General features: G+C 66.0%; 8 protein-coding genes and 2 pseudogenes. All 10 read left to right on the top strand.

Going from position 1 to position 23543, the window contains the following annotated elements:
• Window positions 1-180 precede the first annotated feature (180 nt).
• The 10 genes and pseudogenes from IPK20_22495 to IPK20_22450 all read left to right on the top strand — a co-directional run bounded on the left by IPK20_22495 (window position 181) and on the right by IPK20_22450 (window position 23337).
• On the top strand, window positions 181-13605 hold the full coding sequence (locus IPK20_22495) for an Ig-like domain-containing protein (GenBank protein ID MBK8019174.1): 13425 nt from the start codon (window positions 181-183) through the stop codon (window positions 13603-13605).
• Window positions 13606-13723: 118 nt separating this feature from the next.
• On the top strand, window positions 13724-14260 hold the full coding sequence (locus tag IPK20_22490; GenBank protein MBK8019173.1) for a PEP-CTERM sorting domain-containing protein: 537 nt from the start codon (window positions 13724-13726) through the stop codon (window positions 14258-14260).
• Between the two features lie 75 nt (window positions 14261-14335).
• A complete protein-coding gene (locus IPK20_22485; protein ID MBK8019172.1) occupies window positions 14336-15025 on the top strand; it encodes a hypothetical protein in 690 nt (229 codons plus the stop codon).
• Window positions 15026-15268: 243 nt separating this feature from the next.
• A complete protein-coding gene (locus tag IPK20_22480; protein MBK8019171.1) occupies window positions 15269-16366 on the top strand; it encodes a hypothetical protein in 1098 nt (365 codons plus the stop codon).
• Between the two features lie 586 nt (window positions 16367-16952).
• Window positions 16953-18714: pseudogene (locus tag IPK20_22475) on the top strand (ATP-binding protein).
• A 360-nt stretch (window positions 18715-19074) separates the two neighbouring features.
• Window positions 19075-19672, top strand: a pseudogene (locus IPK20_22470) (hypothetical protein).
• Window positions 19673-19840: 168 nt separating this feature from the next.
• Window positions 19841-21373 (top strand): IS1182 family transposase, encoded by a 1533-nt coding sequence (locus IPK20_22465; GenBank protein MBK8019170.1) that lies wholly within the window; start codon window positions 19841-19843, stop codon window positions 21371-21373.
• 184 nt (window positions 21374-21557) lie between these two features.
• Entirely contained in the window at window positions 21558-21980 is a 423-nt protein-coding gene (locus IPK20_22460; GenBank protein MBK8019169.1) for a DUF4231 domain-containing protein, read from the top strand.
• Window positions 21981-22105: 125 nt separating this feature from the next.
• Window positions 22106-22495 carry a hypothetical protein gene (locus IPK20_22455; GenBank protein ID MBK8019168.1) on the top strand — a complete coding sequence of 130 codons (390 nt, stop codon included), beginning with the start codon at window positions 22106-22108 and terminating at the stop codon, window positions 22493-22495.
• A 599-nt stretch (window positions 22496-23094) separates the two neighbouring features.
• On the top strand, window positions 23095-23337 hold the full coding sequence (locus tag IPK20_22450) for a hypothetical protein (protein MBK8019167.1): 243 nt from the start codon (window positions 23095-23097) through the stop codon (window positions 23335-23337).
• Window positions 23338-23543: the final 206 nt, after the last annotated feature.

The raw sequence follows: 23543 nt of genomic DNA, 5'->3' as shown, positions 1-23543 counted from the left end.
TTCATGCCGCGCCCTGATTCGCCGTATCGCTGCCGCCGCGCAGACCTGCACCCCAGCCGAAGACGACGCCGCAAGCACGCACGCGCCTGACCGCTGCGCGGGTGGCTGAACGCCATCCGCCCAACTCGTGCTTTCGACTGCCGGCGGCCGCGCGCCGCCCTCCTGCTCCGGGGGTAGACCATGTCCGACCGTCCTCTCCGTCACGTCACCCGTGCGCCCGTCGGCGCGCGGATGCGTTCCCTGATCCGCTGCCTGCACGAAGCGTTCGATCGGCCGCAGGCGCCCACGGCGCCGGACCCGCGGCGTTCCCGACGCCTTTCGTTCGAATCCCTCGAACCCCGCGTGCTGCTGAGCGCGGATCTGGCTCCCGGTGCGCCGTTGTCCGTGGTCGACACGGACGGCACCGTCGTCGAAGTGCTGCTGACCGGACCGGGTGAAGGCGAGGTGGAGCAAGTGCAGGGCGACGACGGAAATCTCCGTCTGCGCCTCCTGCTGCGCGGCACGACCGCCGACAGCGGGGTAGACATCTCTGCCGCTGGCGGCGACGGCGCCTTCGTCATCGACGCCATCGACGTGAGCGGCTCGCTGGGCCGTCTGGCCGCAAGCGCCGGGATGCTGGCCGGGAGTGTGCAGGCCACCGGCGCGATCGCGGATCTGACGTTGGCCGAAGTGATCGGCGGCAACGTCACCGCCGACGCACTAGGCACACTGACGGTCGCCGGCGATTTCTCCGGCGGGCTCCTCCTGCGCGGCGCGGTCGCGGGACTGACGCTGAGCAACGCGACCATCAGCGGCGACCTCGACGGCACCTGGAATGTGCTGGGCAGGACGGGCGCACTGCGCGCTGGCAGCGTGTCCGACGAATGGCTGGGCGCATTCGCCGCGGCGGTCACGTCCATCGCGACGCAGGGAGACTTCGGCGGAACGCTCGCCGCCTCCGCGCTGCAGCAGCTCACGGTGGGTGGCGATCTCTCCGCCGCCGATCTTTACATCGGTACGACGCTGGGAACGAATGGCGCCTTCGGCGGGACGGGCAGCGACGCGGACACGTTCGGTCCGGGCAACCTCAATCGGGTCCGGGTGACCGGCGCGGTGAGTGACACCGTGATCCGCGTCGGGGTCGATCCGGTCAGCGGCGCTTTCGACGATGGCGACGACGCATTTCCCGGCGCGAGCCGCATCCAGGAGTTCCTGGCGGGCGGGCCGGTCACGGGAAGCCGGATCGTCGCGGCGACGCTCCCTCCGCAAGTCCGCGTGGGAGGCGTGCTCGTGCCCACGGCGAACGTGGCCGCGTTCCTCACCGAGTCCCCTGATGGCGTTGCGCCGGTCATCGTCGCGGCTCTGCAAACTGACACAGGAGAGTCCCCGGACGACGGCATCACCAACGACGCCTCCATTGCCGGCACGTTGACCGATCGCGGCGGACCCGCGAGGTTGTTCGCCAGCTTCGGCGGCACAGCGGTGGACGTGAGCCAGGCGGTGGCGGCGGACGGAAGCTTCATCCTCGATCACGCCCGGCTCGGCACGGTGGCAGGCGGACAGCTCGCCGATGGCGCGCACGTGCTGCGGCTCACGGCGCTGGACGCGGCAGGGAATGCGGCGACCGCCGTGGAAGTCGCCTTCGAACTGGACACGTCCGTGGCTCCCGGAGCGGCGTTCGGACTCACCCTGGCCGACGCCAAGGGGGGAGACGACGGCGTGGCCGCCGCTGCGAGCGTGGTCCTGCGTGGAACGGTCGAAGCAGGTGCCATGGTGTTCACGGGCCCGCTGCGAACGCGCGCGGGCGGGGACGGCACGTTCGTGCTGCCGGGCGTCGCCCTGGCCCTCGGCGAAAACGCGATCGCGGTGACGGTCACCGACATCGCCGGGAACACGCAGACCCTCACGCGCACGCTCACGCGCGTGGCCGAGACCTCGGCCGATGCCGTGCTCGCGTGGAACGCGATCGCGTTGCGCGCGATCCAGCTCGACGTGACCGATCCGCCCGTCGCCACGCGTACCTTGGCAATGCTGAGCCTCGCCCAGTACGACGCGCTGGCGGCCATCGAAGGCTCGCCGGCGTTTCTCGTCCGCCTGAGCGCCGCGGGTGCGGATGTCACCGCGGCGCTGGCCACGGCGGCACATCGGATCCTGACGCACGTGTATCCAGCGCAGAAGGCGGTATTCGATGCGGCGTTGACCGCGCAGCTCGGCGACGTGCCGGACGGCGCCGCCGAGGACGCCGGGATCGCGCTGGGTATCGCGGTCGCCGACGCGATCCTCGCCGCGCGTGCGGACGACGGCGCTGGAGCGTTCGTCGAGTACACGGGCAGCGAGACGCCCGGTCTGTGGCGGCCCACCGGCCCGATGTTCGACGTGCCCGATCACCCGGAGTGGCAGGACGTCACGCCGTTCGTGCTCGATACGCCCGGGCAGTTCCGCCCCGGGCCGCCGCCGGCGCTGGATTCCGCGGCCTACGCGGCGTCGGTCAACGAGATCAAGGCGCTGGGCCGTGCCGACAACAGCACGCGCACGGAAGACCAGACGCAGATCGCCCACTTCTGGGCCGATGGAAAAGGCAGCTTCACGCCGCCCGGACACTGGAACGCGATCGCGGCACAGGTCGCCGCCGCCGAAGGACAGAGCCTCACCGCCAACGCGCGCCTGTTCGCGCAACTCAACGTGGCGCTCGCCGACGCGGCCATCGCGTGCTGGGACGCCAAGTACGCCTACGGACTGTGGCGGCCGGAGACGGCCATCCGCGAAGCCGACACGGACGGCAACGCAGCCACGGAAGCGGATGCCGCGTGGCAGTCGCTGCTCATCACGCCAGCGCATCCCGAGTACCCGTCGGGGCACTCCACCTTCAGCGCGGCCGCCGCGGCCATCCTCGCCGCCACGTTCGGCGATGACACGGCGTTCTCCACGACCAGCGAGACCCTGCCCGGGGTGACGCGCGATTTCGACAGCTTCACCGAAGCGGCGCAGGAAGCCGGGCGCAGCCGCGTCTACGGCGGCATCCACTACGAGTTCACCAATCAGATCGGGCAGGCGCTCGGACGTCAGGTGGCAGAAGCGGTGCTGGAGCGGTTCGCGACGGTGGAGGATGCCCAGGGGCCGACCGTGGCGATCACCGGTGTTGCGCCGGTCGTGGCGGCGAACCCGACCTTCGGCGGGCAGGTGCTGGACAACCTGTCCGGCGTCGCCGGTGCGCAGTGGCGCATCGACAACGGAACCGCGCAGCCGCTCGCCCTCGATGGACTGGGCCGCTTCAGTGTGACGTCTGCCCTCGCGCTCGACGGCTCGGCGGACGGAGCGCACGTCTTCTCGGTGACCGCCACCGACCTCGCGGGCAATGTGCGGACGGTCGAGACCGCGTGGGTTCTCGATACCCGCGCGCCCGTCGTCACGCTGAACGATCTCGCGGAAGGCAGTGCCGTGAGCGCCGCGTCGCGCATGGCCGGATCGGCGGATGGCACGGGCTCCGCGATCGTGAGCCTGCGCTATGCGCTCGGTGGTCAGACCGAGCGTCCGCTCGCGTTCGACATCGCGACGGGTGCGTTCGACGAGCCGCTCGTGCTGGGCGACCTCGCGGCGGGAGAGCACGTCCTGCGAGTCGTCGCGACCGACGCCGCGGGCAACGACACGGTGGTGGAACGATCCGTCACGCTGGCCGCACGGCCGCTCGCCACGATCACGCGTGCCACGCCGGACACCGGCATCGACGACGTGGGCGTGACGTTCCGGCCGCAGATCACCTTCTCGCGCGCGGTGGATGTGTCCACGCTTACTGCAGAGAGCTTCTACGCGACCGGCCCGGGCGGGCAGAAGCTCGCCGCCACGATCGTGCCGTCGAAGGACGCCAGCTTCGCGTGGCTCTTCTTCGATGCGCCCATGCCGGGCGGGGCGGTCATCACCGTGCACGTGAACGGCGATCTGATCCGCGCGGCCAGCGACGGTTCGCTGCTCGATGCGGACGGCAACGGGCAGGCGGGCGGCGGCTTCACGTATCGGTTCACCACGGCGAGCACTGCCTCGATTCCGCCGACCACCGTGACCGGCACGGATGGCACGCCGGTCGTGATCCGTACGAGCCTCGTCGGCAAGGTGGTCGATCCGGGTGCGGACCTCGAACCCATGACCTTCGACGACATGCGGCGCGGGCCGGACGGCGTGATCCATACCGCCGACGACGTGTTCCTGAATCCGATCGCGCACGCGAAAGTGTGGATCCTCGGACGGGAAGACCGGTTCGTGTACACCGACGCCCAGGGCAACTTTGAACTGCTCGACGTGCCGGCAGGCACCGTGAAGCTGGCCATCGACGGGCGCACCGCGACCAATGCACCGGCGGGAACGTTCTGGCCCGAGATGGTGATGGATCTCGTCCTGGAAGCCGGTGCGGTCAACACGGCGATGGGCACGATGGGTTCGCGCGAGGAGCGCGCGGCCAATGCCGACCGTCGCGAGGTCTACCTGCCACGCCTGCCGGAATCGATCCTGCAGGACGTGAGCGCGACGCAGGACACGGTGATCGGCGTGGACGCCGCGGCGGCCCCCAATCTGAGCGAAGCGCAGCGCGCGCAACTGCAGCTGGTCGTGGAGGCCGGGAGCCTGGTGGACGAGCACGGCAACGTGATCGATGCGGGCCAGGTGGGCATCAGCACCGTGCCGCCCGAACTCGTGCGGGACATGCTGCCGCCGGGCGTGCTGCAGCACACCTTCGACATCACCATCCAGGCGCCGGGGGTGGCGGCGTTCAACACGCCGCTGCAGCTCACCATGCCCAACACGTTCGGCGCGGCGCCGGGGGAGAAGGTCAACTTCCTCTCGTTCGACCACACGACCGGCCGGCTGGTGATCGAAGGCACGGCCACCGTGTCCGCCGACGGACTCACCATCACCACCGATCCGGGGCAGGGCATCACCAAGCCGGGCTGGCACGGCTGGACACCGCGCGGTTCCCGCTTGTCCGCTGGGCTGCTTCCGGCGCTGCTCCCCGGCGACTTCGAAGGCGGCATGAACCTGCCGCCGGACGACACGGACTTCAGCGATGGCGACGGCTCCGACCCGCGCGTGCTCGCGACCTTCAAGGCGCCGGAGCGGGATCCCCTGCTGCCGGAGGACCAGCAGCCGTACCTGGTCATCACCATCGAGCCGGACGGCAATGCGGGCGCGTACCTCAAGGAGACGGCAGGGAGCCTCCTGCCCATCACGGGAGGCAGCATCCGGCTCAATGCGGGCGACCCGCGCACCTACGAGTTCGGCGTCGAGAACCTGCCGCTCGCCGACGTGACCGCGCCCTCCGGCGGCAAGGGCATCGCCTCGTTCGCCACCAACGTGCTCTTCACCAACGCCTTCAAGATCGCCAAGACCCTGGTGGAACCGGGCAAGGGCGAAAACGGCAGCACGCGTTCGACCACGGAGGAGAAGACCTCGCACGTGGGCCGGTACATCGACGCGACGGACGACCGGGTGGACACGACGATCCGGTTCTCCGACACGCTCGCCGACGGATCGGTGTCGCGCACGAAGAACATCCAGTTCGTCTCCGGATTCGCGTCCGCGCCGGTGTCGGCCACGCTGTCGGGGTCGTCCGATTTCCAGGAGTCGTTCTCCGGCGGCGGGGTCACCCTCACGTTCGACCCGTCCGCGGTGCATTCCGCAGGCGCCTCGCTGCAGATCGTCACGCCCGGTTCGCCCGGTGGCGCACCGAACCGCACCAGCATCGCCTTGAACGGCGTCGGCACGGCGCCGTACCAGGTCGCGGTCGACCGCTCGAGTCTCGACACGATGCTGCTCTCCATCTTCATCGAGAAGACGCCGGTGCTCAATCCGCTGGACGACAGCGTCGTGCCCGAGCTGGAGACAGTGGCGGGCCGGCAGCAGGTCATCAACGACGTGATCGCGCGTGTCGGACGGTACTACGCGGGCTTCGACGGAATCTCGGTCGTGGGTGCGCAGTCTCCGGCAATCAGCGCGCGAACCATCGCGGCGTACGCAAAGGCCACCAACGCACGTCCGTTCAATCCGTCGGCGGCGCAGACGCTCGGCGCGGCGCCGCTGGACCTGGAGATCGCCCCCCTGGTGGCGAACGTCTTCCAGACGAACAACGGGCTGAGCAGCGCGCAGCGGATGTTCCTGATGGATTCGTACATCAACAACGAGGGGGCAGGGCATCCCGGCTATCTGCACCACGACGCGTTCGCGGTCTACGAGGCGCTGGTCAACGAGTCGCCCGGCAACCTCCTCGATACACCCTCGCACGACGAACTGGTGAATGCCCTGGCCGAGAACATCGCCCACGAAGCGGGGCACACGCTCGGGCTGGTGCACGCCAACGGAATCTTCCCCGGTGACATCATGGCGCAGGGGACCGATCCGGACGGCACCAAGACCTTCACGAACAGCACTGCAGCGACGCTGCGCATGGCGCTCAACCTCGAGTACACGACGGCCGACGCGAATGCTGCGCTGAGTCTGCTGGTCACCCGCTACAAGGCGACCGGCGGTCAGCTGCAGGACAACCTCCCGGACGACATTCCGCTGCCGGTTCCGACGCCTGTCGCGGAGGTGCCTGTTCCGCTGCTGCAGGACACGCAGGATGGTGCTGCCGTGTTCGGCGAGATCGATCTCGGCGCGCTGATCGCGGATGGCCCGGGCGGATCGGCCACGACCCGGTCGTTCGATCTGCTCAACTTCGGCAGCCAGGGCCTCGTCGTGAAATCGGTCCGTGTCGTCGATGGCGACGGCGCGGTCCGGTTGTCCGGGTTCGCCGGAGGCAATGTCATCGCGTTCGGCGAGAGACAGACGTTCACGCTGTCCTTCGATCCCCTCGCGCCCGTCGATCTCGATGCGCGCCTGATCGTCGAGACGGACGGACCGGCCGGCACGGTGGAGTACCGGCTCTCCGGTTCGGCACAGACCTCGTCGGGCCATGCGGCGCTGGAAGCTCGGAACAACGCGGCGGGCGGCCTCGCGGTCGGTTCGGTGCTCGAACAGGCGCAGGCCTACGTGCTGGAGAACCGCGGCGCGACGCCGCTGACGATCACCGGTCTGCGCACGATCGAAGGCGGCGGCCAGTTCTCGCTGACGGGGCTGCCCGCCAATCTGGCCACGACGCCCTTGCAGCTCGCGGCCGGCGCAAGCCTCGACATCGGCCTTCGCTACACGGCGTCCAAGGCGGGGCTGGAGCGAGGCGTCTTCGAGCTGACGACGAACGATCCGCTGCATCCGCTGCTCCGCCTCACCGTCTCCGGCACCGGCATCGCGGCCGGCGAACTCGTGGACTGGGGATCGGACCACGTCATGCTGCAGACCGGGGCGGACGGCGCGGGCGTGGTGCGGCTGGTGAGCGAGGACGACGGCGGCTTCGAATTCTTCGGCCCGGCCGACGGCCGCTACACGGTCCTGATATTCGATCCCGCGACCGGCCTCGTGGCCCGGGGCCAGGGCACCACGCCTGCCTCCGGCGGGCAGAAGGACATCACCGGTTCGCTCGTGTTCCGTGGCAGCCAAGGCACGGACACCGACGGCGATGGACTGACGGACGAAATCGAGTCGATCCTCGGTCTCGCACCCGGCAATACCGACAGCGACCGCGACGGCATCGACGACTTCCGCGAACTCGCGCTGGGGCTGGATCCGCTGGACGGGCGCGTGGCGCGGACGGGTGTCATCGGGTCGCTGGCACTGCCCGGCGAGGCCAAGGCGGTGGAACTTGCGGGTCCGCTCGACGGCGGCACCGGGCAGACCGTGTTCGTGGCGACGGGAACGCACGGACTCGCCATCGCGACCGTCTCGCCGGACAACGTTGCGACTCTCGTGGGACAGATCGATCTGCCCGGCGATGCGGTGGATGTGAGCATCGACGCCGCGCTGGGCGTGGCGGCCATCGCGTCGGGTTCCGGCGGTCTGCATCGCGTGGACATCTCGGACATCTCGGCGCCGCGGCTGCTGGAGACGCACGCGATCAACGCGAGCCAGGTGGAAGTGCATCAGGGTGTGATCTACGCGGCCGTAGGGACCGAACTGCGCGCCTACGACCTGCTCACGGGCGAGAAGGTGGCCGCAGTGGTGACCTCGTCGCGGATTGCCGCGCTGGAACGCGAAGGAGACACGCTCTTCACGCTCGACGCCACGCGCGCGCTGACGGCCTACGACATCGGCGATGGCACGTTCGACCGGCGCGGTTCGATCTCCATTCCCGGCTCGCCCGCATCGCTGTTCGTGGGGGGCGGGGTCGCCTACGTCGGCGCGGCGCCGGATGCCCGCAGCCAGGGGTTCTCGACCGTCGACGTGTCGAATCCCTCCGCCATGGTCCTGATCAGCGGGGCGGACGATCCCACGGTGGTCACGGGAACGCTCGCCGCCAACGGGTCCGGACTGCTGATTTCCGGCGGGCGCATCGCCGGGCCCAGCGGTCTCATCCAGGCCGTCGATGTGATGAACGTGCGCGACCTCTCGGACACGCAGACGCGCATCGCGCGCTTTGCGCTTGGCGACGCGCCTGCGGACATCGCCATCGGTGGCGGACTGGCCTTCATCGCGGCGGGCCGCTCCGATCTGCAGATCGTGAGCTACCTCGGTTCGGACATGCAAGGGCTCGCGCCGGTCCTGTCTGCCGACGGCGCCGCGCTGGACGTCGATCCGCTCGCCGACGGCATCCAGGTGCAGGAAGGCAGCACCGTGCAACTGCCTGTGACGGTCACGGACGACCAGCAGGTCGCCTCCGTGGAATTGCTGCTGAACGGCCTGGCGGTCCGTACCGACACGGGTTTCCCGTTCGAACTGTCCGCACAGTTGCCTACCCTGGCCGCCAACGGCGGGCGCACCACGGTGACGCTGCAGGTCCGCGCCACGGACACCGGTGGAAACGTCGGCCTTGCGCCGCCGGTCACGGTGACCCTGGTCCCGGACACCCTCGGTCCCACGCTCGTCGAGAGCAGCATCGAAGAAGGCGACGAGAAGAGCCGCAGCCTGCGGTCCATCACGCTGCTGTTTTCCGAAGCGCTCGATGCGGCCAGCGTGAACGGCGCCACCGTCCGCCTGATCGGCCCGGACGGTAACGCGGTGCCTGACCCGCAAGTGCAGTTCCGTCAGCAGGGGCGGGAGGTCCAGTTGACCTGGGCGCCGTTGCCTGCCGTGGGGAGCTATCGCTTCGTGCTGGAGGCGGGCGCGATCACCGATCGTGCCGGGAACCCGCTGGGAACCGCCGCCGTCGAGACGGCGTTCACGGTGCAGAACTACTCGACCGAATGGATCGGCCCCGCCGGCGGCTTCTGGGACGTGGCCGCGAACTGGAGCGAAGGCACGGTGCCCACGGCGGACGACGATGTCTTCGTGGGAGGGCTGCCGGAAGGCGCCGGGATCACCTTCCGCACGGGCACCGTGACGGTCGCCACGCTGACCGGCGAAGCGAGGCTCTTGGTGACCGGCGGCGCGTTGACGGTTGCGGGTGAACTCCGGCTCGACGACGGTTTGCGGATCACTGGCGGCGCATTCAATGCGCCCACGGGCGGCAACGTGGATGGCTTGCTGGAACTCGCCGGAGGCACGCTGACGGTGGACGGCTCGCTGGACGTGCAGTCGCTCGCCCTCTCCGGCGGCACGCTGACCGGGTCGGGATCGATCAATGTCGCGGCAGACTCCACGTGGACCGGCGGCGCGGTGACCGGGACGGGCACGCTCTCGTTCCTGGGGGATCTCTCGATCTCGGGTGCAGCCTCGAAGGTGCTCGCGGGCGGGCGTGTCGTCAACACGCTGGGTACGACTACCTGGGCGGGCGCGACTACCGCCAACACCAACGACTTCTTCACCGGCCCCGCCACGATCCACAACGCGGGCACGTGGATCGACGCCAACGTGGCGACGACCATCGTCCGCGACTGGTACGCGGGCGATGCGGCGACGTTCGACAACACCGGCACCTATCGCAAGACCGGCGCGGGGACCAGCACGCTGCAGATGAAGTTCGACACCCGCGGCACGATTCGCGTCGAGGCTGGCGTGCTGAGCCTCGACAGCGGTGGCGTGTCCGGCGCAGAGGGCGCGATCGACATCGCGGCCGGTGCCATGCTGCGTTTCGGCGGCGGCGAGTTCCATCTGGAAGATGCGGTGGTGACCGGACCCGGCACGCTGCAGGTCGCGGGCACGTTCAACACGACCACGAGCGTGATCCACACGGGCACGACCACGCTGGCCGGGCAGTTGTCGCTCGTCGGTGGAACGCTGTTCGCCAACGGCGTGCTGAACGCCGCGAGCTACGCCCAGTCGGCCAACTACGCCTTTCTCGACGGCACCGGCGTGGTGGACGTCGCGGGCGCGGCCACGTGGTCCGACGGCAACATGCAGGGCACCGGCACGATCCGCTTCCGCGGCGATCTCGCGATCTCCGGCGCGGGCGACAAGGCCGTGAGCGGCGGGCGGATCATCGAGACTTTCGGGACGACGACGTGGCGCGGCGCCACCGTCGCCAATACCAACGACTTCTACACCGGGCCCGGGACGATCAACAACGCCGGCACGTGGATCGACGACAACGCGTTCGACACGATCGTGCGCGACTGGTATGCGGGCGAGCCGCTGGTCTTCAACAACAGCGGCACGTACAGGAAGTTGGGCGGCAGCACCTCCACGCTGCAGATCGCATTCCGCAACACCGGCCGCATCGAGGTGGAGGGCGGCATCCTGAGTCTGCAGTCCGGCGGTGGCACGACGGGCGAGGGCGCGATCGACATCGATGCCGGCGCGACGCTGTGCCTGAGCGGCGGCGAACACAGGCTGGAGGGGACGCCGGTCAGCGGCACCGGCCGCCTGGAAGTGGCGGGCACCTTCAATACGACCACCAACGTGATCCATACGGGGACGACCGTGTTCGCCGGTCAACTGTCCCTCATCGGGGGCACCCTCACCGCCAACGGCACGCTCGAAGTCGGAACCTATTTGCAGACGGCCAACTACGCCTTCCTCGAAGGATCCGGCGTGGTGGATGTCGCAGGAGCGGCCACGTGGTCGGACGGCAACATGGACGGCACCGGCACGATTCATTTCCGCGGCGATCTCGCGATCTCCGGCGCGGGCGACAAGGCCCTCACCGGTGGACGCTCGGTCCACGCGTACGGCACCACGACCTGGCGCGGCGCCACCGGCGCCAACAACAACGACTTCTACACTGGGCCCGCGACCTTCACCAACCACGGCACGTTCGTCGACGACAACGCGTTCAACACGATCGTGCGCGACTGGTTCGCCGGCGATCCGGCCAGGTTCGTGAACCTGGGCACGTACCGCAAGACCTCCGCCACGGTATCGCGACTCGAGTGGGTCTTCGACAACCGGGGCACGATGGATCTCGATGCGGGAACGCTCTTGCTCGTGCGCGGAGGCGCGAACTCGGGCGGCATCGATCTCGCTTCGGGTGCGGTCCTCCAGCTGGCTTCTGGCGACGTCGGGTGGAACGAAGGCACGGCCGTCTCCGGCGCGGGGCGGCTCCTGCTGAGCGGCGCGGAGCTGACTGTGAATGCGGGCATCGAGCTGGCGCACATCGACCTGGCGGGCGGCACGCTGACGGGGAACGCAACAGTAACGCTCACCGGAACGGGCAGCACGTGGACCTCCGGCTTCATGACCGGGGGCGGCACGACGCGGATTCTCGCCGACGCGGATCTCACCCTGAGCGGCGGCAACCGCAAGTACCTGGGTGCGCGCATCCTCGATCTGCAGGGCACACTGGTGGAATCGAGCACGGGCGATCTGCTGGACCTGGAGGGTGCGGCAACGTTGAACCTCTCGGGCCTCCTCGACATCCGCGGTGACACGGCCTGGCAGGACTACTCGAGCGCCAGCGGCAGTCTGGCATTGACCGTCGCGGACGCCGGGGTCATCCGCAAGAGCGCGGGCGCCGGGCAGTTCGAATTTCTTCACACCACGCTCAACCAGTCGGGCCGGGTGGAGGTGCAGTCCGGCACGATTGGTTTGGGCGGAGCAAGCAGCAGCGACGGCGAGTACGTCACGGAGACCGGTACCGAGATCGCCTTCCTGTACGGGACGCACGTGTGGAACGAGGGCGTGACGGTCACGGGCGACGGGATCATCGCCTTGCGCAACCTGACCGGATCCCTCGCCGCCACGCTCGACGTGGCGGCTGCACGCATCGACGTGCCCCGTCTCGATCTGCGTGTGCTCGCCACGCTGACCGGCACCGGCACGGTCGCGTTGACCGGCACCGAGAGCGAATGGACGGGCGGATTCATGACCGGAGGCGGCACGACCCGCATCGAGGCGGGCGCGGTGCTGACCGTCAGCGGCCCCGCAAGAAAGTACCTCGGCAACCGCACGATCGACGTGCAAGGCACGCTCGTGGAATCCAGTTCGGGCGATCTGCTCGATCTGGAGGGCGCGGCCACGCTGAACATCGCCGGCACCATGGACATCCGCGTCGACACGGCGTGGCAGGACTACTCGAGCGGTCCCGGCACGCTGGTCGTGAACAACACCGGCAGCCTTCTCAAGAGCGCGGGCACCGGCCAGTTCGAGTTCCTGCACACGGCCCTGAACAACACCGGCCTCGTGCACGCGAAGGCCGGGCAGCTTGCGTTCGGGGGTGACGGCGGCGTCAGCATCGGCGAGTTCCGGGCGGACAGCGGTACCGACATCGCGTTCCTGTACGGCACGCAGACGTGGAACGACGGCGCCAAGGCCACGGGCGCCGGCACGCTGTCGTTGCGAAACCTGAGCGGTTCCCTGGGCGGCACGCTGTCGGTCAACGGGACCACCGTGACGGCAGAACGGTTGAATCTGGGCCCGCTGGGAACGTTGACCGGCACCGGCCTCTTCACGATCACCGGCACCGGCAGCCGCTGGACGGCCGGTTTCATGACGGGCGGGGGCACCACGCGCATCGACACCGGTGCGGACCTCACCCTCGCCGGCGGCAGCCGCAAGTTCCTGGGTACCCGCACGCTGGACGTGCGCGGTACGCTCGTCGAGGAAAGCACCGGGGACCTGCTCGACCTGGAAGGCGCCGCCACGCTGAACGTGTCCGGCACGTTCGACATCCGCGGCGATACGGCTTGGCAGCACTTCACCAGCGCACCGGGCACGCTCACCATCGGCAACACCGGCGTGATCCGGAAGAGCGCCGGAACGGGGACGTTCGAGATCCTCAATTCGACGCTCACCAACACGGGCACGGTGGAGGTGACCTCCGGGACCCTGCGCTTCTCCGCCCCTGTCGTGCAGAACGGCCAGGTGACGGTCGGAGCGGGCGCCACGCTGATCCTAGGCGCGCAGACCATCCTCGGCCCATTCCCGACGCCGCCCGCGCCGCCGGCACCCTTGGCCGCGCCGGAGACGACGATGCAGATGGCGGCAGCGCCCGATCCGGCCGCCATGGTCGCTGCCGGGCAGGCCACCGCGGTCCCGGAAACCGCTGCCCGTCCGCTGGTCCCGCAGGTCGCCCGGCCCTCGACGTCGCTTGGCACGAGCGCGACTCGAGCGGCCGCGGAAGACGAAACGCCGGCGTCGGTCGGCGTCCGTCTGAACAGTCTCTTGTCCGGCAACTCGGCCGTCGACTGGCGAAAGGATTTCCGGCAGGCGCTGCGACTGCTGAGGTGGTTGCGTTGAGGCAGGCCCGGCTATTGATCAGTTTCAATGAGTGGGCGCAACATCCCGCCAGCGGCGGAGTGGTGCGCGATTTCGTCAACCAAGAACGTCGAGGCCGCACAGGCCCAGGAGACCAACCATGAAAACCAGACTCATCGCGCAGGCCCTTGCCGGCTGTGCGCTTTCCGTTGCGGCGGCCGGTTCCGGTGCGGCCGTCACGGTGCTCTACAGCGCCACCGACATCGCCGACCAGAACGGCCAGGACCTCTGGCAGTACACCTACGTGGTGCAGGCAGGCGTGGCGCTCAACCAGACGGTCGACATCGCCTTCGACCATCTCGTCCACAGCCCGCTGGACGTCCTGTCGTCCTCCGTGGGCTGGTTCGCCCAGGCCACGCCTTCCGATCCCGGGCTGGCGGCGGACGGGCACGTGACCATATTGAACGCCGACGGCACGCCGGACCCGCAGGGCGATCCGCTGCCCGCGACCATCGAGGTGCTGGTCGAGCGCTTCGCAGCCGGCCCCGTGGGATCGCAACCGTTCGAGCACTTCGACGACAGCTTCAACACGCTCGGGACCGGCGCCACGGCTCCGGTGCCGGAACCCGGCACCTGGGCGATGCTGCTCGGCGGGCTCGCGCTGCTGGCCGGCGTGCGGATCTCTCGCCGCGCGTAACAGGGCCGCTCACATTCTTTCTTTTCGGATCGCGCCGCCCACTCCCACCTACCACGCGCAAGGAGCGCTGGCGTCATGACGCCCACCCTCCTTGCCATCGCCGCCGTCGCCGTGCCGTTCGCAGTCATCGCCACGGTGCGCGTCGGCCTCACGCTGACCACGCGATTCGATGGCCATGTGCTGAATCCGCCGTCGCCGGACGTTCCGGTGCACGCAATCGCGGGCGGTCAGGCGGCAGCCAGGGCACGAGCAGAGTTACGCCAGTGGTGCTTCGACGGCGCCGGGCCCGGTCACGCGCCGATATGGGCACCGTGGTCCGCGCCTCGCGTGGACCAGCGGTTCTCCGTCGCGGTGTTCACGGGCCACGCGCCAACCCTTCACGCCCTGGCGCAGGACTTCGCTTGTGAACTCGACGGTACGCGCCTGTTGCAGGCGTGCGGCACGAGCGCGCAGCGGCTCGCTCTGCGCTTGCGCGTGAAGATGCACGACTGCCTGTGGTGGCGGCGCCGGGACGAACGCGACCCCTGGGACGCCGGCACCTTGCGGATCACGCCCGATCTACCCCAGCACCTCGCCCGATTTCGTCCCCGTCGCGCCACGTTGATCGTGGCGGAGGCGTCCTCCGCTGATCACCTGAAGCACTGCATTTCCGTGCTCGACTCCCATCGCGCGCAGTTCCGGCATCCGGTGCGGTTGCTCGTCCTGGGCGACGGTGGGGCGGAGGTTGCTCTGCCAGGCGTCAAGCGGATTTCGTTGGAAGGCTGAGATTCTCCCGGGCATCGGCGGCTTCGTGGTCGGGCCGGCATTGCGATGCATCCGCGCCAGCGGTTCCCTCCCGGCGTAAGATCAAACGGTTCGCCGGGAGCCGGTTCGACTGTGATCACGCGGGTCTACAACGCGGAAGTGGTCAGGCTCCCCCGTACGCCCACGCCGGATTTTCCGGCCAGGCGCGTCGGGTAGACGGCACGAGCCGGGTGACTGGAACCATCAATCGAGGAGGAGAGGTCCATGTGCCCGCTATGTTCGTTGTCGCGTAGGCGATACCTGGGTGGTCTGGCTGTGGGCAGTGCTTTCGCGCTCGGTCGCGCCACTCTTGGGGGCGCCGCAGCCCTGCTGGCATCGCGCAGCACCGGCGCCGAGGAACCGGCGATACTGGGCCAGGGCCGGCATCGCTATCGGGTGCTCGAGACGTGGGGAGAGCTGCCACCCGGTGTGACGTACGGCGATGCCGCCGCCGTCTGCGTGGACAGCAAGGACAACGTCTACGTCTTCACGCGTGGGCCGCATCCGGTGATCGTGTTCGATCGCGATGGCCGCTACCTGCGCTCGTGGGGGCAAGACATCGGCTTCACCAATCCCCACGGCGCCAGCATCGGTCCCGACGATCTGCTCTATCTCACCGACGATCACGGGCACACCGTGCGCAAGTGCACGCCGGACGGCAAGCTGCTGATGACCATCGGCACGCCCAAGGTGCCGGCGGCGCGCTTCAGCGGGGATCCGTTCAACCGCTGCACGCATACGGCGCTTTCTCCCCGAGGCGATATCTACGTTTCGGATGGCTATCAGAACGCGAAGGTGCACAAGTACTCTCCCGACGGGAAGCTGCTGCTCTCGTGGGGCGCGCCCGGGACGGCCCCGGGCGAGTTCAACCTGGTCCACAACATCGCGTGTGACGACGACGGCTGGGTGTACGTGGCGGACCGCGAGAACCACCGCGTGCAGGTTTTTGACGGCAACGGCGCCTATCAGGGGCAGTGGAACAACCTGGCGCGGCCTTGCGGATTGTTCGTGGCCAGGGGCAAGTCACCGCTCGCGTTCATTGGCGAGCTGGGCCCGGAGACCGTTGCCACACTGACCAGGGATGTACCCAACCTGGGCCCGCGCGTGACGGTCGTGTCAGCGCAGGGCGAGGTTCTGGCCTACCTGGGCACGAGGCCGCTGGGCGAGGGACTCGGTCAATTCATCGCACCGCACGGCATTGCCGTGGACTCGCGCGGCGATATCTACGTCGCCGAAGTCGCCAATACCTACTGGGCGATCCTGTTCGGCAAGAAGCCCGATCACGAGCTCCGTTGTTTCCAGAAGCTGGTGCGGGTGACCTGAGCGCGCGGTCCCGCTTGCCGGGATGAGCGCTCCCAGAGCTTGCTGCTGGGCTGCGTCTTCATCGCCGACCTTGTTCTTGGTGCGCACCGCTTGGACGTGGGGTTCAACCCATCACGTGAACCGGCGGAGTCCCGGGAATCCTTCCTGAGCGCCCACCCCTGGCAATGTTGGGCGGATTGCCAGCAGTAGCAGGATGCGTTAGAAACGCGTCGATCTTGGGCGGACCTGCCTGCTGCGGGTTGCAGGCCACAGGGCCTCATGTCTCACTGGACCTACCGCATCCGGCCCATCCGGTCAGGAGCCGTTGCGTCTGAGCCGATTCGGGGCGTGATGGCCGCCGGTCAAGGCGTTCACGGCGGGGACGGCTAGGGCATGTGGGCTGGAATGCTGTGCTGATCGATGCATGTGGTCGATGGGCGGGGCCGTGGCACTTTGTACGTCTGGTGGACGCGTGTCTTGCGTCACAGAGGGGGGGGGTGGTGGCGCGTCATGTTTCGGTCGACGGTGGCCGCCCTCCGCAGACGCTGCACAGCGGTACAAGCCCGGATAGCGCGGTTCGTTGCGAGGTGCGCCGGACCTTCAGCAGATAAACTTTTTTTGTTGCGCCCCCACAAGGGCTCTTCGCCAGTACTCTGTTTCACTAAGAGCCTTCAACGTTCTTGTAGGCCCAAACAATTCCGGGAAGTCAACGATTCTCGGGGCGTTCCGCATCCTGTCCGAAGGGATTCGAAAGGCCTCGTCTCGAAAACCGGAATTTATTAGTCTGCCGCACGAGCAGACGTGGGGCTATCAGATACCGTTGGATGATCTACCTGTTTCAACAGAGAACATCTTCTCCGACTATGACGATAGCCAGCCAGCTGTAGTTGGAGTTTAGGCTATCTGGTGGAAGCCGCCTCCAACTCGTCTTTCCGGAGCAGAACCTCTGCTACTTGGTCTGCAAGACATCAGGCCGACCGTCCGGGGCCCCGGGGATTTTAGGAAAGAGTTTAGAGTGACTGTCGGGTTTGTACCCGTCCTTGGACCGGTCGAGCACGACGAGCCTCTCTTTCAGATGGAGGCGGCCCGTCGAGCATTGCTCACTCATCGTGCCGCGCGCAACTTTCGGAACATCTGGTATCACTACCCGGAAGACTTCGATGAGTTCAGGGCCCTTGTGAAGTCGACCTGGCCGGGAATGGACATCGAGCATCCGGAAGTGGAGACTGGCGGGAGTAAGCCCCTGCTGACAATGTTCTGTCCGGAGGAGCGTTTCCCCCGAGAGATTTATTGGGCAGGGTTTGGGTTCCAGGTTTGGTGTCAGCTTCTGACCTTCATAGTCCGATGCAAGAGCGCGTCCTTGCTTATCATTGACGAGCCCGACATCTACCTGCACTCAGACCTTCAACGGCAGCTAGTCGGCTTGCTGAAGGGCATTCCGTCCGACGTTATTCTCGCGACGCACTCGACTGAAATCATTTCGGAGGCAGATCCAGGCGACCTCCTCGTCATAAACAAGAAGAGCCAGTCAGCGAAGCGCATTAAAGACCCTGCACAGCTCCAGAGTGTGTTCGGTGCACTGGGTTCTAACCTTAACCCCACCCTGACACAGCTCGCGAAGGCGAGGCGCGCTTGTTCGTGGAAGGGAAGGATTTCCAGATTCTCGGGCCTTCGCCCGTAAACTTGGAAGGCAAGCCGTCGCCAATCGAGCGGACTTCGCCGTCATTCCCGTGGAGGGGTACAACCCACAAAAGGTCAGTGACCTAGCCACGGGCATGGAGCTGACCCTGGGTGGGAAACTCCTGAAGGCTGTCATTTTTGACCGCGACTACCGCTCTGAGCGGGAGGTTTCCACCACCAAAGCCGAGCTTTCCAAGTTCTCGATGTTCGCGCATATTCACGAGAGAAAAGAACTTGAGAACTACCTTCTTGAGGCGTCAGCCATCGAGCGCGCGCTGCATCGCCAGATCGAGGAGCACAACAAGAGAAGTGAGCAGAAAGTTGCTTGCGACGAAGACATTCAGCAGATCCTGGTTGCGCTATCTGAACCCCTGAAGCATAGGATAAGTGCCCAGTTCCAAGCGAAGCGCTCTCCATTCGAGAAGAGCAAGAGCCCGGCATTGGATCCGGCGACGATAACCCAGCGCTTGCTAGACGAGTTCGAGGAGATCTGGAGTCAGTGGGTTCAGCGAAAGAACGTGCTTCCGGGTAAGGAACTGCTTTCTCTCCTGAACCAGCACGTTCAAGACAAATACAAGGTCACCTTATCCGGAACTGCCATAGTCGCATCGATGCGGCCTGATGAAGTGCCCGCAGAAATTCGGACGCTTATCGACTGCCTTGAAGAGTTCCGCACGTTGGCTGTGTAGACACGGAACCTTGTCCTCGGAAGCAAATCGTGCTCTAACGTCTGCACCGACCGGGCGCCGTCGCGCTTCGCCCGACGGCGCCCGGTCATGCAGACCGTTGATGCTGTAGAAAAGCCTCTATTTGCCCTTGATCGCCGATCCGGGCGTCGGCATCATCATCGCCACAGCGTTGCCGCGGAGAAGTCGTCGATGCCGAACTTCCGACCCGTCGACAGGAACCTCAAGTTCATCGCCGCGCGGAGGCGATGTGAAAGTCGACCTCGATGGGCATCAAAGTCGCCGAATCCCGCTCCACATATGATTGATACCGTCTGGCCGCATCGGCGGCCTTTTCTACAGCCTCGTTAGGCAAAGATTGGCATGAGCGACTGGGATTTTCTTCACGAAATGAATGAGCGCGGCTACAGCGCACAGGAAATAGCCGATGCTGCTGGCTCCGGCGCTGCGCCTTGGGAATGGGAATACATAGACAGACAGTGGGTCGATTCTCAGCTTGAAGATGCACCAGAAGAAACGTTCCTCCCGGGTGAGCCAGTCGCCCCCCTTAAGAGCCGAGATGGATTTCCTTTTAGCGCCCTACAGCAAGCAGAGATTTTTTGCGATCTGGTTGATTGTGCTACACGCCACTTCGAGAACACGGGTAGGTACTTGCAGATATGGGGAGAACTCGGGGAAATCTACGCAGAGATCAAGTTTGGCCTTCGCCGTCATGGAACACATGAAGCGGGTTCTGACGGCACAATTAACGGAAAGCTTGTTGGAGGTGAAGACCATCTCGCCAGAGAAAACCAACGACCGTGTACTCGTCAAACGCCAAGGAAAGTTTGAGCAGTTGCTCATAGTTCGTATTGATCAGGATTTTCAGTTCAAAGGCAAACTAATTGACAGAAGCGAGCTAAAGGGGGCTTCGGGAAAATTCCTTAGAGGACGAGTCAAGGATACCCCGAGCAATGCCTAACATGGCGCTCGACCGCGCTCCCTTAGGTTGCTGGACATTGCGCGATAGAGCCGCGCAGTGCCGGTCAGCTCTACGTTGAGGCTGCAGAAAAACCCCCGTTCTCCCCTTGATCGCCGATCTGGGCCTCGGCATCATCGTCGCAACAGCGTTGCTGCGGAGAAGTCGCCGATGCCGAACTTCCGATCCGTCGACAGGAACCTCAAGTTCATCGCCGTCGACCTCGATGCGCAGATCCTCCCCGGCACGTTCGAGCACGCCGTCAGTGTGCTGGTAGATCAGGAACTCGACCTCACGCCGTTCATCGAGACCTACCGCAACGACGCCACCGGCACGCCCGCCTATCACCCCTCGGTTCTCCTCAAAGTCATCCTGTTCGGCTACAGCCGCGGACTGATTAGCTCCCGCGCCATCGCGGCGGCCTGCCGCCAGCACGTGCAGTTCATCGCCCTGAGCGCGGACAGCCAGCCGGACTTCTCCACCCTCGCCGGCTTCGTCAGCCGCCACGCTGAGGCGATCCAGTCGCTCTTCACCCAGGTGCTGGTCATCTGCAACCGCGAAGGCCTCATCGGCCACGAGATGTTCGCCATCGACGGGGTCAAGCTCCCGAGCAATGCGGCCAAGTCCCGCAGCGGTCTTCGGGAGGACTTCGAACGGGAAGCGCAGAAGGTCGAACAGTCCGTGGAGAAGATGCTCGCGGAGCACCGGAGGCAGGACGCCGCGAAGGTCGAACCGGAGCAGGAACAGCGGGCACGTGAGAGGCAGGAGATTGAGCGGATGCGGGAGCACGCCAGGCAGATCCGGACCTGGCTGGAGAAGAATCCCACGGAGCGCATCGGCGCGAGCGGCAAGCCGGTGCTGAGCAACCGCACCGACAACGAGTCGGCGAAGATGGCCACGGACAAGGGCGTCGTGCAGGGCTACTGCGGCGTGGCGGCGGTGGACGAGAAGCACCAGATCATCGTCGCCGCCCAAGCCCACGGGACAGGCTCGGAGCAGGCACTGCTGCCGGGGATGGTGGAAGACCTGAAGCCTGTTCTGACGCCCGAGAGCGTGATCGTGGCCGATGCGGGTTACCACAGCGAAGCCAACTTCGCCCACCTGGAGTCCGAGAAGGTAGACGCCTTCATCTCGGACCGCGGCTACCGGGAGCGCGACGAGCGCTACGCCGGACAGGAGAGGCACAAGGCGAAGGAAGATGCGCTCTGGGACAAGAGGCCGAAGGTGCCCAAGAAGGGCCGATTTCCCGTGAGCGCCTTCGCGGTGGCCAAGGACTACTCCCACGCTGTGTGCCCTGCCGGGAAGAAGCTCCACCACAGCGGCGGCAACTGCAACATCGGCGGCCGGCGGGCGATCAAGTTCAAGGCCGCGCAGGACAGCTGTGCAAACTGCCCGATGAGACAGCGCTGCCTGCGAGAGCCGACTCAGCATTCCCCGAGATCGATCGCGGTGTTCATCGGCCAGCGCACCCTCGCACCCGAGCGTCCCATTGACCGGATGCGCCGGAAGATCGACACGGAGCGAGGCCGACGGATGATCACCCGCCGCTTCGCGATGGTGGAGCCGGTATTCGCCAACCTCCGGCACAACAAGGGGCTCGACCGGTTCACGTTGCGAAGCCGGAAGAAGGTGGAAGCGCAGTGGCGGTTGTACTGCCTGGTGCACAACATCGAGAAGCTGATGCGGGCGAGGCAGGCGAGATGAGGGGTGGTATGGAGACAGTTATCGCGACATGCACGCGGACGGTCGCCGAAGTCGCCGGAAATGCGGTCAACGTATGATCGATACCGTCTGGCCGCGTCGGCGGCTTTTTCCACAGCCTTGTTAGCCCGCACACATCATGTCATCTCGAACTGTCGCCCTTCGCTGGTACCAACGTGCCTCAAACGTGGCATACGGCCACTACAAAGCCGCGCAGCGCTTTTCGAGCCTGAACTTCGTGTTCGGGCTGCCGACTGTCGTCTTTGCGACGATTGTGGGAACGTCCGTGTTTGCCACCCTTCAGTCGAGTCCAGACCTCTGGTGGAAGATCGCTGTCAGTGCAATGAGCATTGCAGCGGCGATTCTCTCCGGCCTTCAATCGTTCCTTGGCTATAACGAGAAGGCTGAAAAGCACAGGGCTGCTGGCTCCAAGTACAACGCCATAGGCCGAGAACTTGAGCTTTGGTTGGCGCAAGCGCAGGAGGATCTAACTAGGCTGGAGGCAATCCGACAGCGGATCGATTCCTTAGCGAAAGAATCCCCGCACATTCCTGCTTCAGTGAATTCGAATCTTCCGGACGCGGAAAAGAGTCTCCTGTGGACGCAATAGCGGTGCGAGCTAACAGGTCGGTCGCCTCCAACACGTTGCGGCAAGGGGCCGCACGGCGCCGTTGGAAATCGTGCACCGTGCCCCTTGCCGCAACGTGTCGGTCACCTTCACGTTAGGCCCCGCAAATGCCGCCCGAAGAAGAAACCGTTGCACAAGTCCGTGGAACCGCCCAGATTGCATTTGCCCAAGATGCCCTACGAGGGATCGTTCTACTGAACGGCGGCGCGGTGATCGCCCTCTTGGCGTTCTTTGGTCAAGTTTGGTCCAAGGATCAGGCGCAGGCAGCGCTTGTTATGTCGTTCCTTCGTACTGCACTCGTGCTCCTCGTTCTCGGCGCCTTGTCCGGAGTAGTTGCCCAAGGACTTGCCTACCTATCTCAGCAGGCGTTCGTAGAGAACCGTCGCTCGCTTGGAACAAACTTGCGGCGCCTATGCATCACATTTGCCGTCGCGGGCATGTACTTTTTCGGGCATGGAAGCATCGCTGCAATCAGCGACTTCATTCGCAAGGTGTAACTCGTGCAAGTCTACGACCCGAGTCAACCCCAACTTCCCGCCTATGATGGCCCCCCTCCACTCGACGAGAACGGCAAACCCATCCCGGGCGGCGGCAACGGGTGCGGGTGCCTGGTGTATCCGCTCCTTCTTGTCTTCATCATTGGTGCTGCTTGGTACGCCATCAAGCACTGGCTGTGAAGTTCGCCGCCGGCGCGGCCTAACCCCTCGGTCGAGGCGAAGCCCAACGGCAATGCGCCAAGCTCGCCACCCGGGCTTGCGCATCATCCGCCCGTCGGGCTTGGCGCATCGCCGTCGGCCCCGCCTCACCTCGAACGTTGCGGCTGTAGAAAAACCCCCTTCCACCGCTAGATCACCGATCTGGGCCTGACCCGACCCCGTTCTTCGTACTCCTCAGCATCGTACTGCTGATCTGGACAATCACGTTCCTTAGCAGGCGGTATGTATGTGAAGTCACGGCCAGGTTGTTGACGAAGTAACGTGCATCCAGGACAGAACCAATGCTCAGGCGCCTTCTAGAGCGTTTTTCGAACTGGTACTGGAACAATGTGGAGAAAAGGTGTCGTGAGGACCCGGTCTGCCAGCTCTTGAGACGTGAGGTGACGGTCGTCGGCAAGGAATTCGAATCGATGGCTTATGACCGGCTTCTTGATCCCGCAGAGACGCTTTCGTTTTCAAGAATCGTCGATGGCATCGAGCTGACCTTTTCGGCAGAGGCGTACCATGTCAAGGACAATGGTGACATATGCTTCTGCGTGGATGCGAGTGCGAAATCGAACCGTACAGGATGGCAGCCCAGTTACCAGTTTTTCAAACGACGGAACGGCACTGTCTACTACTAAGCAAAGAGCGCCGTGCACTGCGTACACGCACGTACGCTCAGACTGAGTCTGCGCCGAGGATGGGGTCCGGTTTCGCACTAGCACATGCCCCGACGCAGCATCCGTCCATGTCTCGCTCTCTCCGCATCGAGCTCGCCAGTGGTCTCTATAACGGCACTTTTCGCCGTGACAGCCGCGTACGTGCTCCGAAGGACACCGACTTATGG

It is taken from the genome of Betaproteobacteria bacterium (genome assembly GCA_016713305.1).
Lineage (GTDB): Bacteria > Pseudomonadota > Gammaproteobacteria > Burkholderiales.
This window is presented reverse-complemented; position numbering and strand designations above follow the sequence as displayed.

Coding starts and splice junctions, on each gene's coding strand:
- IPK20_22480 (MBK8019171.1), top strand. CDS start 15,269: ATGTGCCCGCTATGTTCGTTGTCGCGTAGGCGATACCTGGGTGGTCTG.
- IPK20_22485 (MBK8019172.1), top strand. CDS start 14,336: ATGACGCCCACCCTCCTTGCCATCGCCGCCGTCGCCGTGCCGTTCGCA.
- IPK20_22495 (MBK8019174.1), top strand. CDS start 181: ATGTCCGACCGTCCTCTCCGTCACGTCACCCGTGCGCCCGTCGGCGCG.
- IPK20_22455 (MBK8019168.1), top strand. CDS start 22,106: ATGCCGCCCGAAGAAGAAACCGTTGCACAAGTCCGTGGAACCGCCCAG.
- IPK20_22490 (MBK8019173.1), top strand. CDS start 13,724: ATGAAAACCAGACTCATCGCGCAGGCCCTTGCCGGCTGTGCGCTTTCC.
- IPK20_22465 (MBK8019170.1), top strand. CDS start 19,841: ATGCCGAACTTCCGATCCGTCGACAGGAACCTCAAGTTCATCGCCGTC.